Raw genomic sequence first — 16104 nt, forward strand, 5'->3', positions numbered from 1 at the left:
ATTATTTACCCAAACAATTGCTCTACAACTTCTTCAATTTTGGAAACCAAAATCACTTTTATGCCCGGAAATTTTGTTGCTATTTTATTGTATTTCGAAACAAAAATAGTGGCAAATCCCAATTTTTCGGCTTCTTGAATGCGTTGTTCTACACGGTTCACGGGACGAATTTCTCCAGAAAGTCCTACTTCTCCAGCAAAACAAACATCTTTGCCTACAGCAATATCTTCGTTGGAAGACAAAATAGCCGCCACAACAGCCAAATCTATAGCGGGATCATCAACTGAAATTCCACCAGTCACATTGAGGAAAACATCTTTGGTTCCGAGACGGAAACCGGCACGTTTTTCTAAAACTGCTAGAATCATGTTCAATCTTTTGGCGTTATATCCCGTAGTGCTGCGCTGTGGCGTTCCATAAACGGCAGTAGAAACCAGTGCCTGAATTTCTATCATCAAAGGACGCATTCCTTCCAAGGTAGAAGCAATTGCCGTCCCCGAAAGTTCTTCTTCGCGATGTGAAATTAGTATTTCGGAAGGATTTGAAACTTCACGTAAACCAGAACCTTGCATTTCATAGATTCCGAGTTCGGCAGTGGAACCAAAACGATTTTTAAGTGAGCGCAATATTCTATATACATGGTTTCTATCGCCTTCAAATTGGAGCACTGTATCGACCATGTGTTCCAAAATTTTTGGTCCAGCAATGTTGCCGTCTTTGGTAATGTGACCAATTAAGATTACTGGGATATTAGTTTCTTTGGCAAATTTTATCAATTCGGCTGTGGTTTCTCTAATTTGAGAAATGCTTCCGGCAGTGGACTCGATATAATCAGTATGTAAGGTTTGAATCGAGTCGATGATGACAATATCGGGTTCGATTTCAACGATGTGCCGGAAAATATTTTGCGTTTTGGTTTCGGTTAGTATGTAGCAATTATCACTAGTTGGATTGATGCGTTCGGCACGCATTTTTATTTGCTTTTGGCTTTCCTCGCCCGAAACATATAAAGTTTTGTATGGTAATTTTAAAGAAATTTGGAGTAATAAAGTACTTTTCCCAATACCAGGTTCGCCGCCCAAAAGGATTAATGAACCAGGTACAATTCCGCCACCAAGCACGCGATTCAATTCGCCATCAGTAGAATCCATTCGCACTTCTTGTGTGGAATCGATTTCTTTTATTTTAAGTGGTTTTGAGACTCTTTTTGTTTCAGAAGTAGTAGGTTTCCAGCTTGCTTTTTCTTCTTTTTGAATTATTTCTTCGGCAATCGTGTTCCATTCTTTACAAGAATTGCATTGCCCTTGCCATTTAGCATATTGAGCACCACAATTTTGACAAAAAAAGGTTGTTTTTAACTTTGACATTTAGGTTTAATAAGTTTACTGCGTCAGTTAGCTGCGCTCGTATAAGTTTTATTCAGTTTTTTTTTCTTCTACTGGCGTATCAGTTGGTGGTGTTTCTACTGGTGTGTCTGTAGGCGGCGTTTCCTCTATAACTTCGTCTTTTTTATTTTTAACTTGACCTTTAAGTTCATCGGCTCTTTCAAGCATCATGTCTTTGGTCAAATCGCCAATTTCCTCTTTTTGAAAAGCACTTTGGTATGTTTTTATGGCTTTTTTTGTGTCACCTGTTTTTTCATACAATTGTGCCATGTGATAATCAGCAAGCATCGATTTCGGATAGTTTTTTCTGGCCAATTGGGCTAGTTGATCAAATTCGGCATACGCTTTATTTTTAAGAATAGCCGCTTCAATGGCTTTGAAATCATTTAGTCTGATAGTTAACTTCATGCTAAATGTTTTCTCAAGCAATTCATATTTTTTTGCCAAATAATCAACGTATCCTGAGGGTAATGTCACAATTTTTTCTTGAAATTCTGTAGTTGAAATAGGCTGGTAGACCGAGAAAATATGGTACAAAGCACTTGGAATAGAGTTTAGTACTAATGAATAGTGCGATGCGCCTTTAAAATCATCAAACTTATAACTAAGCGTTGGTTTGGTTATTTTTTTGGCTAGTTCGTCAAGCGCTTGAATTCTTTTTCTCATTTTTTTTACATCGCCATCTGCAGAAGAATGGTAATAAAAAACAGGTTTTTCAATTGTGGCTAATCGTTCCGGTATTTGTTCTTCCATGCCAGTAGTAAGCTCAGGACTCATTGAAATATAGGCGTCAAAAACAGGGTTTTCTTTGTAAAGATAAAAATTGGAAAATGCTGCAGTGGTGTCTAATCCTGCAATTAATTTAAAAGGTGCTGTTCGGTATTTTTTTTGGATGTAAGGAATCAATTCCATACCGATAAACTCAAAGAAAAGTTCTCCTTTTTCTGAGGGTAAACCAGTAGCTTCTTCTACTGTGCAATCTGTCTCACGTTCGTTGTTTTTGTTTTGACTAATTCCGATGATGATGACCTCGGGCAAATCGTCCCAATAATAACCATAACTTAATGCACCTTGAAAAGGGTTAAAAAGAAAATCACCATCAAGGAGTAAAAGGATAGGGTATTTTTGGCTCGGATTTTTATCATAAGATGGCGGAAGTCCAATAAAAATCTCTCGGTCCTCATTCAGTTTTTGAGAAGTAATGGTATCGGTTATCTTTTGAGAATAAAGGATATTTGTGCAAACAAAAAGAAAAAGCAAAGCAAGTTTTTTCATGAGTAATGGTTTGATTAAAATAGAATTATTGCAAAAATCAGTAGCAATATAGTAAATTATTTATTGCGATTTAAAATGGGCAATAAAACATAGGAAATCAAACCCAGTAAAATAGCTAAAATAGTTTGTGAGGTCCAAACTAGCCATCCAAAAGCAATTCCAACATTATTTGAAATGCCATAAAGCGAGAAAATTAACGCAATTGAAAATGGATATGCTCCAAGTCCGCCATTAGAAAAACCAACAGCAAGACTACCAAAAATAAATCCCATCACCACAATATCAAAACTGATATCCGTGGTTTCGGGCAAGGCAAAAATGGCCACATAAAACATGCATAAATAAGAAAACCAAATCAAAAAAGAATGAAAAATATACATCCATTTATCTTTCATTTTATAGACCGTTGTCATCCCTTCAATCAGTCCCGATAGTTTTTTCTTTAGTTTTAATATGATATTCCATTCAGCATATATCCATATCAAAATAAAAATAATGAAGAGAATTACAGCAACTATTCCTGAAGTTATAATGGTTTTTATAGCGATGTTTTTACTTAATAAAAATTGATATATTTTTTCGAATTGAGAGATAAATCCAATAAAAACAAAAAGTAAAAAAATCAGTAAATCTACTATTCGCTCGGCAACGATAGTTCCAAATGCTTTATCAAAAGGAACATTTTCATATTTTTTTAGCAAAGCGGCACGAGAAATTTCGCCCGAACGAGGAACGGTGAGATTGACCAAATAAGAAACGCAAACCGTAAAAAAATTATTGTAGAATTTTGTTTCGTAACCCAGATGATTGAGTGCAAATTTCCAACGATAGGCTCTAGACCAATAGCCAAAGCAAGCAATGACTAACGAAAGAAGAATATAATAATAATTGGCTTTTTGGAAACTGATTTTGATTTTTCCAATTTCATCGCTTGTCAAAGTGGTAAATTGATAGTAAATAATTGCAATTCCTATTAAAAGAGGAACAAGAATGGTCAACCACTTGCGGATTTGTTTTTTCAAAAGATTAGGTTAGGGAATTGTCATTTTCATTAGGAAAAATCATCCAAGGTTTGAAAGTTTTGGCTTCTTCAAAATCCATAATTGCATACGACATGATAATGATAATGTCATCTTTTTGTACTCTTCGCGCTGCAGGACCATTTAAAGTTATTTCACCAGAATTTTTAGCGCCTTTAATGACATAGGTTTCAAAACGCTCACCGTTATTTATGTTCACGATATATACTTTTTCGCCTTCTATAAGGTTTGAAGCTTCCATTAGAGTTTCATCAATAGTTATACTGCCAATATAATTTAAATCGGCACCAGTTACTTTTACTCTATGAATTTTTGATTTTACTACTTGAATTTGCATGAGGCAAAGTTAATTTAATTTAGTGAAATGGTGTCAATCAATCTAATTTTGTTGACAAAAACAGCTATAAAAGCTCGGTATTTTTTTGATTTATTTTTTCTGATGCAAGGCAAAAGCGTGGCTTCGTCAGCAATTTGAAAATATTCGAGCTTGAAGGTCTGAGAAACTTCTATGTTTTTTTTTACCCATGCTGTTACCGCTGTAGCCGATTTTGTTTTGAAAAGTTGTTGCGATTGTTTCAATATTTTAAAAATAATGGCCGCTTCTTTTCGTTCATTTGCTGAAAGTCTTTCATTGCGTGAACTCATCGCCAAACCATTTGGTTCTCGGTGAATTGGACAACCTACAATTTGTACAGGGATTTTTAATTTGGTCACCATTTTTTTAATGATTTGCAATTGCTGGTAATCTTTTTCACCAAAATAAGCATAGTTTGGTTTTACAATTTCAAAAAGACGCTTCACAATAGTTCCTACGCCATCAAAATGACCAGGTCTGAATTTGCCTTCCATTTGATTTTCTAATCCGTCAAAATCAAAATGTTTGGATACTGTTTTTCCATCATAAATATCAGCAACAGTAGGTGCATAAATAATTATTTTTTCAGAAACAGATTGTATTTTTTCGATATCTCTTTCCAAAGTTCGTGGATATTTTGCTAAGTCTTCTGGATTATTAAACTGTGTCGGATTAACAAAAATACTAATCACAACAATAGAATTTTGCGACATGGCTGCTTTCAATAGCGACAAATGACCTTCATGTAATGCTCCCATTGTAGGGACAAAACCAATGGAAGAACCAGCAGTTTTAATCGAATTTAAGTGGGAAATAAGATTGTTATTTGTGTTAAAAATGAGCATTCGCTTTCTATTAAGGAGTTGCAAACTTACTATTTTCATAAATAACTCCACAAATTTTTGTACTTTTGCCTGTTTTTTATTGCCAATAAATAAAGTAAAATAAATTATGGAAGACAAGAGGATATTATATGTATCATCTGAAGTGGTGCCTTATTTGGCAGAAAATGAGGTTTCTTTACTTTCTTATGATGTCCCTAAAATGATAAACGATCAAGGTGGACAAATAAGAATTTTTATGCCTAGATATGGTAATATAAACGAAAGAAGACACCAACTTCATGAAGTAATCCGATTGTCGGGGATGAATTTAGTAGTCAATGATTTAGATATGCCATTGATAATAAAAGTAGCTTCAATTCCTAAAGAAAGAATTCAAGTGTATTTTATTGACAATGACGAATATTTTAAGCGTAAAGCTACTTTTAGTGATGAAGATGGTGTGATGTTTCCTGATAACGATGAAAGAGCGATTTTCTTCGCAAAAGGTGTTGTAGAAACCGTTAAAAAGTTAAATTGGGTTCCCGATATTATACATGTTCATGGATGGATGGCGAGTTTATTGCCAATCTATATGAAACATTATTATAAAAATGATGCTTTGTTTTCAGAAACTAAAATTGTCACATCAGTCTATGGTCAATCTTTTGAAGGTTCTCTAAATGCTGAATTAATAAATAAGATTAAGTTTGATGAAGTTCCACACGATTCTATTAAAGAATTAGAATTTCCAAATTATGAAAACCTTGTTATTTCAGCAATCAATCATTCAGATGGCATTGTTGTTGGTTCTGAACTAGTGTCGCCAAGTTTAACAAAATATATAGAGACATCAGGAAAACCTTTTCTACCTTTCGCATCAAAAGAAAAATTTAGTGAAGCTTATACAGGGTTTTATAATGCCTTACTTTCTTAAAAATTAGTATTATTTATGTTTAAAAAATCATTTTTTCAGTCCATTTTATTTGTTCTTATTCCAATAGTTTCTTTGGTTTCTTGCGATAAAGATTTTAACGAGATTGGCGCAGATATTGTAGGTGACGATCATTTTACTTTTGAAAAATATACTGGTGCAACGGTTAAGTCTTATAACCAAAAAATCGGAGCAGTTTCTTCTAATAATTTAGCAATAAATCAGTTGGGCTTTTATGACAATCCACCATTTGGGACCACGCAAGCTAATTTTGTGACACAAGTGGAGTTGTCAGTGAGTGATCCAAAATTTAATAATGTTGATCCAGAAAATTACGATGTGTTACCCACGGTTTTAGACAGTGTTGTGCTTGAAGTGCCTTATTTTAGCACAATAAAAAGCGTAGAAGAAGTACAAGTTAATGGTAAGACGGAAAGACGAACTACTTATGAGCTAGACTCAATATATGGTGTAGAAGGATCAAAGTTTAAATTGAGCGTTTATCAATCGAATTATTATTTAAGAAATCTTGATCCAAACGAGTCGCTTGGCCAAGTACAATTATTTTACACCGACCAAAACACAGAAATCGACAACAATAAAATTCCAGTTTTGTTGAATGATTTACCGACTTCAGATCCGAGAAACGCCGATGGTCGAGAAAACACGCAGTTTTACTTTGATAAAAGAGAACACAAAACAGTAACGTTTGAAGAAGATGGTGTTACCCCAATCAATACAAGATCAAGACCATCTATGCGATTGCATTTAAGAAATGATGTTTTTAACGCTGCAATTTTAAATGCGCCATCTGGTCAACTTGCTAACAATAACGTTTTTAAAAATTTTTTCAGAGGAATATATTTTAAAACGGAAAGTATAGGAAATCCTGGGAACATGGCTTCGCTTAATTTCAAAGAAGGGAAAATTACCTTATATTATAATGAAGATACCAAAAAAACAAGCTCGCAAGGCGATATTACCTATGAAAGAACTAATAAATCTTATGTCTTAAATTTAAATGGTAACACTATAAATTTGCTAAACAATAGTAATGAAAATCAAGATTATTTAAATGCCACGCTACTTAATAATTCGCAAGAAGCTTCTCAATTATTTATAAAAGGCGGACAAGGTTCTATCGCTGTTATAGATGTATTTGGTCCGGATAGTGACAATAACGGAATAGCCGATGAAATCGAAGTAATTAAAGCGAACAGATGGTTAATAAATGAAGCTAGTTTAACTTTTTATATTGACAAGCAAGCCATGTCAGACGGACGAACCATTGAGCCGAATCGAATTTTTTTATATGATTTAACCAATAATCAACCCATAATAGACTATAATCGTGATCTTTCAAACAGTACCATAAATCCAAAATTTAACAAAATTAATTATGGTGGTGTTATTGAAAAAGAAAATGTAGCTAATGGAAGAGGAACGCGATATAAAATTAGAATTACCAATCATCTTAGAAATTTAATTACCAGAGACTCAACAAATGTAAGACTAGGTCTTTCTGTGACAGAAAATATTAATAATATTGGTTTTTCTCGACTTAAGGTTGGAAATACAGTTACAAACAGAGTCCCAAGTATGTCAGTAATGAGTCCTTTGGGAACTATACTATTTGGCTCAAACCCATCAGTTCCCGAGGAAAAAAGACTTAAACTAGAAATTTATTATACTAAACCAAACTAATATTATAGAATTATGTGTGGAATTGTAGGTTATATTGGGTACAGAGAAGCTTACCCGATTGTAATAAAAGGGCTTAAAAGGCTGGAATACAGAGGATATGACAGCGCCGGAATTATGCTCTATGATGGTAAAGACATTAAAATCTCCAAGACTAAGGGTAAAGTTTCAGACCTTGAAGAAAAATCTGAAGCTATTGCATCGTCTAAAGCAACAATAGGAATGGGTCACACTCGCTGGGCAACTCATGGTGTTCCAAACGATGTTAACTCCCATCCACATGCATCTAATTCAGGCGATTTAGTAATAATTCACAATGGAATAATTGAAAACTATGAACCATTGAAAAAAGAATTACAAAAAAGAGGTTACACTTTTACATCAGATACAGATACAGAAGTATTAGTTAATCTTATTGAAGATGTACAAAAAAAGGAAAACATCAAGCTTGGGAAAGCGGTTCAGGTAGCTTTAAATCAAGTGGTTGGAGCTTATGCTATTTGCGTTTTTGATAAGAAAAAACCAGATGAAATTGTTGTGGCAAGGTTAGGAAGTCCGCTAGCAATTGGTGTGGGTGAAAACGAATTTTTTATTGCCTCTGATGCCTCTCCTTTCATAGAATATACGTCAAATGCCATTTATTTAGAAGACGAAGAAATGGCTATTGTTAGATTAGCTAAACCTTTAAAGATAAGAAAAATTAAAGATGACTCACTAGTTGATCCCTACATCCAAGAACTTCAAATGAACTTGGAGCAAATTGAAAAAGGAGGCTATGATCATTTTATGTTGAAGGAAATTTGTGAACAGCCAAATGTAATTAAGGATACTTATAGAGGAAGACTTCACGCCAATCAAGGTATTATACAGATGGCTGGAGTAGAAGACAACATCGAAAAATTTCTTAATGCCGAAAGGATATTAATCATTGCTTGTGGAACATCATGGCATGCAGGTTTAGTGGCAGAGTATGTCATTGAAGAATTCGCAAGAATCCCTGTTGAGGTGGAATATGCTTCAGAATTTAGATATCGCAATCCTATAATTAACAAAAAGGATGTAGTAATAGCCATTTCTCAATCAGGTGAAACAGCCGATACTCTCGCTGCAATAAAATTAGCGAAGGAAAGAGGAGCGTTCGTTTTCGGTGTATGCAATGTCGTAGGTTCTTCTATTTCAAGAGAAACACATGCCGGAGCATACACTCATGCTGGACCAGAAATTGGGGTGGCATCTACAAAGGCCTTTACTACACAAATTACTGTGCTAACCATGATAGCTCTTCGCTTAGCCAAAGCTAAAGGAACATTGTCAAATTCAGATTTTCATAGATATTTACAAGAATTGGAAGTCATTCCAGAAAAGGTTTTGGAAGCATTGCAAACAAATGATAAAGCCAAAGAAATTGCAGAGAAATTTAAAGATGCTAGTAATTGTCTTTATTTAGGGAGAGGTTATAATTTTCCAGTTGCATTAGAAGGAGCATTAAAGTTGAAAGAAATATCATATATTCATGCAGAAGGTTATCCCGCTGCGGAAATGAAGCATGGACCAATCGCTTTAATTGATGAACAAATGCCTGTAGTAGTTATTGCACCAAAACAAGGACATTACGACAAAGTAGTAAGTAATATCCAAGAAATAAAATCAAGAAGTGGAAAAATTATTGCAGTAGTAACAAAAGGCGATAAACAAGTTAAAGAATTAGCCGATCATGTAATTGAAATTCCTGAAACTTCTGATGCATTATCTCCTTTAGTTACTACTATTCCTTTGCAATTACTTTCCTATCATATTGCAGTTTTACGAGGTTGTAATGTAGATCAGCCAAGAAACTTAGCAAAATCGGTAACGGTAGAATAAAATCTGAATCTAATTTAGTCAAAAAGCGAGATTTATTCTCGTTTTTTTTTGCACAAAATTTTATGATTAATTTAACAGAAGTTCAAATTTTATATGTGCGCATAGTTTTTTCTTAGAAAAATTATCAAAATACTAATAAAAATTTAAGAATACTAAAAATGTGGAATTATTAAAAAAATGTCTCTCTACTAAATTATCAATAAATTTATATGCTATTTATTGATAATATAAAAAATATATTTATAAATTAGCCACTTAAACCAATAATTTTTAACCAAATGAAGATTTACTTATTTATCGTTTCATTGTTTTTTTGCGGTATAACCTATTCGCAAACATCAGTAACCGGTTCTGTTAAAGACAGTAAGAACGAACCTATTCCAGGAGCAAATGTCAAAGTTATTGGCGATACCTCTGGAACAGTAACCGACGCTGACGGAAATTTTAGCCTTTCCACAACAAAAAAACCACCTTTTGAGTTAGAAGTGACAAGTGTAGGTTTTGGCGTTAAAAAAGTTAATGTTACATCTAATAATCAAAAGATAGCTGTCACGCTAGCTGATGAGGAAACTAAGTTAGATGAAATTGTTATTTCTGCCTCTAGAACTCCAGAAAGAATTAGAGAGTCACCTGTAACTATAGAGCGTATGACTTTGCGTGACATCAAAAACACTACTTCGCCAACCTTTTATGAAGGTTTAGAAAACTTAAAAGAGGTACATTTTAACACATCAAGTTTTAATTTTAAATCAATTAACACCCGAGGTTTTGCAACAGTTGCTAACACACGTTTTATGCAATTGGTTGACGGCATGGATAATTCATCTCCTGCTTTGAACTTTAACTTGGGTAATCTCATTGGTTTATCTGATTTAGACGTTCATAGTGTTGAACTTTTGCCTGGTGCCTCATCTGCCTTATATGGAGCGAATGCTTTTAATGGTATTTTATTCATGAATTCAAAAAATCCTTTTGAATTTCAAGGCATTAGTACCTACATTAAACGTGGAATAACCAATCATGAAGTGGCTGGCACTAATGAATTTCTTGATTTTGGTTTGAGAGCCGCCTGGGCATTTACCCCACATTTTGCTGCTAAGGCTAATTTTACTTACATGAGAGCAACCGAGTGGATAGCTGCTGATGACAGAGATGTTAACGGCGGTTTGGTCGGTCATGCTAATAACAGAAATTATGATGGTTTAAACTTTTTTGGTGATGAAGTTTCCAACTTTTTATCAAATGTTGGTACTATAAGTAGAGATGGTTATAGAGAACAAGATTTGAATGATAATGAGATTAATAATCTTAAATTTGATGCTTCTATACATGTTAGGCCTTGGGCAACTTCGTCTAATCAATATTGGAAGGATACCGAAATTATTGCTCAGCATAAAGTAGGATTAGGTAACACTGTATATCAAGGAGGCAGTAGATATGCACTAAGAAACTTTTTTATGAGCCAAACTAGAGCAGAAATCAAACATAAAAATTTCTTTATAAGAGGTTATGTATCAGCTGAAGATGCTGGAGATTCTTACGATATGCGTTTTGCTGCAATCAATATTAATAGAAGAGCTAAAACTGATGTTCAATGGTTTACGGATTACGCTACTGCATACTTACAATCTCAAATAGGTTTGGGATTTAATGGCGGACAAGCTGATGCTTTTGCAAGAGGTTTTGCTACAAATAATATTACAACAGTACCTGGTTTTCCTGGCGCTAATCCGCTTGGCCTAACACCTCTTCTTAATGGTCAGGCACAATTTCAGCCTGGAACGCCAGAATTTGTAAACGCTTTAGCAGATGTTCGATCGAGTGCAGATGTTTCCAACGGGGCTTTGTTTAAAGATCAATCTCGAATTTGGCATAGTGACTGGAATTATAACCTTAGAGATCACATATCATTTGCAGATATACAAGTAGGTGGTTCTTTTCGCACTTATGTCTTAGATTCACAAGGTACAATTTTTACTGATTTTGATGGCCCAATTAGATATGATGAATATGGTTTGTACACACAATTTCAAAAGAAATTCATGGAAGACCGTTTAAAATTAACAGCTTCTATTCGTTACGATAAATCTGAATTATTTGATGGTCAGTTTTCTCCTCGTGTATCTTTTGTTTACTCTGCAGGTGAAAGAAAAAATCACAACTTTAGAGCGTCATTCCAAACAGGTTTCCGTAACCCAACTACTCAAGATTTATTTATTGGTTTAAATGTAGGTCCAAGAGCATTAGTAGGTTCTGCGGCTAGTAATTTAACAAGATATTCTGAAACTATAAATGTTAGTAATGCTGGTGTTTTAGAAGGCAATCCCTCTACAGTTACTTTAAACGGAGTTAATGCATATGGTTTGTCTTATACATCTGAATCGGTTCAGAAATTTTTACAAACACAAAACACAAATGATTTAGCAACAGTTCAACAAACACCACTGGTTAAACCAGAACAAGTTAAAGCATTTGAATTAGGTTATAAATCTAGAATAAATGGTTTTGATATTGATATTAATGGTTATTTTAATATTTATAACGATTTTATGAGTGGCGCCCGAGTTGTTGTACCGTTCTATGGTTTAGCTGGAAATGATATTACTAATCAAGCTAATATTAATGCTATTAATGCTATTTCAAGAGGAGATAGAAGAACTTATGATTTATATACTAATACTACAGCTGTTATTAATTCTTATGGTGTAGGCCTAGGATTAGTTAAAAAAGTTTATAAAGATTTTGAATTATCAGCCAGTTACAATTGGGCTGCTTTTGATTATGATGAAACTGTTGACCCAGCCTTTAGACCTATGTTTAATACACCAGAGCACCGAGCTAAATTTGGAATTAACAATGATAATTTATTCAAAAATTTCGGTTTTGGAATTAATGGCCGTTGGTGGTCTGAGTACGAGTGGACTTCAACTTTTGCAGATGGTACGATTCCTTCAACTTTTGTTTTGGATGCGCAAATGTCTTATGCTATTCCAAGTATAAAATCTGTTATTAAATTAACTGGTTCTAATATTGGAAGCAATGATTATTTGCAAGTGATAGGTGCTGGTAGAGTCGGTCAAATTTACACCTTAGGAATTACAATTAACCCTTAATTATTCAATCATGTATAAAAATTTAAAATATTTATTTATTTCTTCTTTGATCTTCGTGGCTTGTAGTGAAGATATAAAAGAAGAGGTTATCGCAGAAGACCCTTTATCTAAAGGTTCAGCAGATTTTACAAAATACGTAGCTTTAGGTAACTCTTTAACAGCTGGATTTTCAGATAATGCATTATTCAAGGCAGGTCAAATTAATGCTTATCCAAATCTAATGGCAGAAAAATTTGCTGAAGTTGGTGGAGGTTCATTTACTACGCCATTAACCAATGATAATGTTGGTGGTTTATTAGCAGGAGGTGTTCAAATTCAAGGACCGAGATTGGTTTTTTTCAATGGTGCTCCTGTACCTTTAAATATTGCTGTTCCAGGTTCAGTTCCTACAACTGAAATTGGGGTACCTTTAACAGGGCCTTTTAATAACATGGGTGTTCCAGGTGCTAAATCGTATCATTTAGTAGCGCCAAATTATGGTAATATTGCGGGCCTTGCAAATGGTACTGCCAATCCATATTTTGTTAGATTTCGTTCGTCAGCATCAACAACTATTTTAAATGATGCTTTAGCTCAAAACCCAACTTTTTTTAGTTTGTGGATAGGCAACAATGATGTATTAGGCTATGCAACTTCTGGAGGCACAGGTGTTAATCAATTAGGTAATACCAACCCTGCAACTTATGCAGGAAATGATATTTCTGACCCAGCTATGTTTAACACTGTTTATAACCAAATTATTGACGCTTTAACATCAGGTGGTCGAAAAGGAGTGGTAGCTAATATACCAAGTGTCACATCTGCTGCTTTTTTTAAAACGGTTCCCTTTAACCCTGTACCATTAAATGCTGCAACCGCTGACGCATTGAATGCTGGTTTAATAGGTCCGTTAGATCAAATTTTAACAGCATTGGGTCAACAAGATCGTCTAAAACCGTTAGTTGCAGCATCTAATAATCCACTTTTAATCGTAGATGAAGGTTTAACAAATTTAGGGCCTCAAATTCAAGCTATTGCAGCGGCTTCTGGTAATCCACAATTAGTTGCTTTAGCACCCTTTTTAGGATCTGCTTATGGTCAAGCTAGACACGCAACTAAAGATGATTTAGTTTTATTAACTACTCGTTCAGTTATTGGACAGCCGGCTGGTTCTCCTGTTCCTACTTTAAATGCTTTTGGTGTTTCTTTTCCATTACAAGATCAACACGTTTTAGTACCAACTGAAATTACAATGATTAATACTGCTACAACTGCATTTAACAATACCATAAAAACCGCTGCAGAATCAAAAGGTTTGGCTTTTGTTGATGTTAATTCAATTATGGGAGAGTTGAGTAGAACTGGTATTAGATTTGATAATTATCACATGTCAGCAACTTTTGGTCAAGGCGGTGTATTTAGTTGGGATGGTATTCACATTACTGCTCGAGCAAACGCGTATATTGCAAATCAATTTTTAGGAGCTATTGAAAGAACTTATGGTGCCAAATTTAATAAATTTAAACCTCAAGATAGGCCAATTACTTATCCATCTTTTTTACCAAACTAAAGAAGAAGTTTAAACGTTTAAACCCCACAATTTGTGGGGTTTTTCATTTCCATTTGAGGGTAAGGCTTCTAATTATTAATCGCTTACCTTTTCGGCTTTTGAGCTTACGAATGAATTAGAATTATAACGAATAATTTTTTTGTTACTTCTAGTATGTTACTGGTAATTCCTTCTCTTTAGACGATGTTCATCCAATTCCAAAAGGATATGCGTTAATTGCAAATAAATTTTTAGAAGCCATCAATGCCAAAAATGGTTCCAATTTTAAAGGAGTCAATTTAGGACAATGTGGAATTTTATTTCCTGCAACTCTGTAGAAAATTTTAATTTTATTCTAACAACCATTCTATTTTTATAGGGTGGTTTTTTTGTTTTACAGTATCAATAAAAAAATATGCTTTTTTTATAAAATAATAATTGATAATTCGATTTATAAAAATTATCTTTGCGCTCTGAAAAAACAAGGTTAAATCTGTTAAATTTCTCTTTCTCCTCTCCTCTAGAGGGGTTGGGTGGAGCTAAATACATAAACAATGTCAAAAGCAATAGGAAAAGTTTCCCAAATTATCGGACCAGTAGTTGATGTAGTATTCAACGGTAAAGATGTTGAATTACCTAAAATTTATGATTCATTAGAAATTATCAATAAAAACGGATCAAAGTTAATTCTTGAAGTGCAATCTCACGTTGGAGAAAACACAGTTCGTACTATTTCGATGGACTCAACTGACGGATTAAGTAGAGGTACCGAAGTGAAAGCTACGGGAGCTCCAATCCAAATGCCAATTGGTGCCGATATCTACGGCCGTTTATTCAATGTAATCGGAGATGCTATTGATGGTTTAGGCGATTTACCAAAAGAAGGTAAAGACGGAATATCTATACACAGAGCTGCTCCAAAATTTGAAGATTTATCAACTTCAACCGAAGTTTTATTCACCGGTATCAAAGTAATCGATTTGATTGAGCCGTATGCAAAAGGGGGTAAAATTGGATTATTCGGTGGCGCTGGTGTAGGTAAAACAGTTTTGATTCAAGAGTTGATTAACAATATCGCCAAAGGCCACGGTGGACTTTCTGTATTCGCAGGAGTAGGTGAAAGAACTCGTGAAGGAAACGATTTGCTTCGTGAGATGTTGGAGTCAGGTATTATAAAATATGGAGAAGATTTCATGCACTCTATGGAAAATGGAGGATGGGATTTATCAAAAGTAGATAAGCCAGGAATGAGAGAGTCAAAAGCTACTTTCGTTTTCGGCCAAATGAATGAACCACCAGGAGCAAGAGCTCGTGTAGCTTTATCAGGATTGTCGATAGCTGAATATTTCCGAGATGGTGCAGGTTCAGACCAAGGGAAAGATGTACTTTTCTTTGTTGATAATATCTTCCGTTTTACACAAGCAGGTTCTGAGGTATCAGCATTATTAGGACGTATGCCATCTGCGGTAGGTTACCAACCAACATTGGCAACAGAAATGGGTGTGATGCAAGAAAGAATTACTTCAACAAACAAAGGTTCGATTACATCAGTACAAGCGGTTTACGTGCCTGCGGATGACTTAACTGATCCGGCACCAGCAACAACGTTTGCTCACTTAGATGCTACAACTGTATTGTCTCGTAAAATTGCCGAGCTAGGGATTTATCCTGCGGTGGATCCTTTGGATTCTACTTCAAGAATTCTTACGGCTCAAATCTTGGGAGACGAGCATTACAACTGTGCCCAAAGAGTAAAGGAAATTCTTCAAAAATACAAACAATTGCAAGACATCATTGCTATCCTTGGGATGGAGGAGTTGTCTGAAGAGGATAAATTATCAGTATCTAGAGCGCGTCGTGTGCAACGTTTCTTGTCACAACCGTTCCACGTTGCTGAGCAATTTACAGGATTAAAAGGAGTTTTAGTTGATATAAAAGATACCATCAAAGGATTTAACATGATCATTGACGGAAAATTAGACCACCTGCCAGAAGCTGCTTTCAACCTAAAAGGAACTATTGAAGACGCTATTGAAGCAGGAGAAAAAATGTTAGCAGAAGCATAATTAAGTTGGAAGTCAGAAGTCAG

At 34.6% G+C, this 16104-nt stretch carries 11 protein-coding genes; 6 read left to right on the forward strand and 5 right to left on the reverse strand.

Translation table 11 applies throughout. The features are described 5' to 3' along the window. Window positions 1-5: 5 nt before the first annotated feature. Genes radA through panC form a run of 5 tightly spaced genes read right to left on the reverse strand, consistent with a single transcriptional unit; the run spans window position 6 to window position 4900 of the window. Window positions 6-1367, reverse strand: coding sequence for a DNA repair protein RadA (gene radA / locus WFZ85_RS06755; protein WP_342695528.1), 1362 nt, complete (start codon window positions 1365-1367; stop codon window positions 6-8). 48 nt (window positions 1368-1415) lie between these two features. Beyond that, window positions 1416-2660 (reverse strand): alpha/beta hydrolase-fold protein, encoded by a 1245-nt coding sequence (locus tag WFZ85_RS06760; protein ID WP_342695529.1) that lies wholly within the window; start codon window positions 2658-2660, stop codon window positions 1416-1418. A gap of 56 nt (window positions 2661-2716) precedes the next feature. Further along, the gene (locus WFZ85_RS06765; RefSeq protein WP_342695530.1) at window positions 2717-3682 is read right to left on the reverse strand and encodes a lysylphosphatidylglycerol synthase transmembrane domain-containing protein; all 966 of its coding nucleotides are present in this window, start codon (window positions 3680-3682) and stop codon (window positions 2717-2719) included. A 4-nt stretch (window positions 3683-3686) separates the two neighbouring features. Then, complete coding sequence (panD, locus tag WFZ85_RS06770; RefSeq protein WP_342695531.1) at window positions 3687-4037, reverse strand: aspartate 1-decarboxylase; 351 nt, start codon at window positions 4035-4037, stop codon at window positions 3687-3689. 14 nt (window positions 4038-4051) lie between these two features. Then, entirely contained in the window at window positions 4052-4900 is an 849-nt protein-coding gene (panC, locus tag WFZ85_RS06775; RefSeq protein WP_342695532.1) for a pantoate--beta-alanine ligase, read from the reverse strand. Window positions 4901-5006: 106 nt separating this feature from the next. Between panC and WFZ85_RS06780 the strand changes: the two genes are divergently transcribed. From WFZ85_RS06780 to atpD, 6 genes are all read left to right on the forward strand, one after another. Then, complete coding sequence (locus WFZ85_RS06780; protein ID WP_342695533.1) at window positions 5007-5813, forward strand: glycogen/starch synthase; 807 nt, start codon at window positions 5007-5009, stop codon at window positions 5811-5813. Window positions 5814-5828: 15 nt separating this feature from the next. Continuing rightward, entirely contained in the window at window positions 5829-7514 is a 1686-nt protein-coding gene (locus WFZ85_RS06785) for a DUF4270 domain-containing protein (RefSeq protein ID WP_342695534.1), read from the forward strand. A gap of 12 nt (window positions 7515-7526) precedes the next feature. Further along, the gene (gene glmS, locus WFZ85_RS06790) at window positions 7527-9374 is read left to right on the forward strand and encodes a glutamine--fructose-6-phosphate transaminase (isomerizing) (RefSeq protein ID WP_342695535.1); all 1848 of its coding nucleotides are present in this window, start codon (window positions 7527-7529) and stop codon (window positions 9372-9374) included. A 278-nt stretch (window positions 9375-9652) separates the two neighbouring features. Continuing rightward, complete coding sequence (locus WFZ85_RS06795) at window positions 9653-12487, forward strand: TonB-dependent receptor domain-containing protein (protein WP_342695536.1); 2835 nt, start codon at window positions 9653-9655, stop codon at window positions 12485-12487. A 10-nt stretch (window positions 12488-12497) separates the two neighbouring features. Beyond that, window positions 12498-14036, forward strand: coding sequence for a G-D-S-L family lipolytic protein (locus WFZ85_RS06800; RefSeq protein ID WP_342695537.1), 1539 nt, complete (start codon window positions 12498-12500; stop codon window positions 14034-14036). Window positions 14037-14569: 533 nt separating this feature from the next. After that, window positions 14570-16081: a F0F1 ATP synthase subunit beta gene (gene atpD, locus WFZ85_RS06805; protein WP_342695538.1), complete on the forward strand. Its 1512-nt coding sequence runs from the start codon at window positions 14570-14572 to the stop codon at window positions 16079-16081. Window positions 16082-16104 lie beyond the last annotated feature (23 nt).

The sequence above is a fragment of the Flavobacterium aureirubrum genome, from assembly GCF_038739835.1.
In the GTDB taxonomy this organism is placed as follows: Bacteria; Bacteroidota; Bacteroidia; order Flavobacteriales; family Flavobacteriaceae; genus Flavobacterium; species Flavobacterium aureirubrum.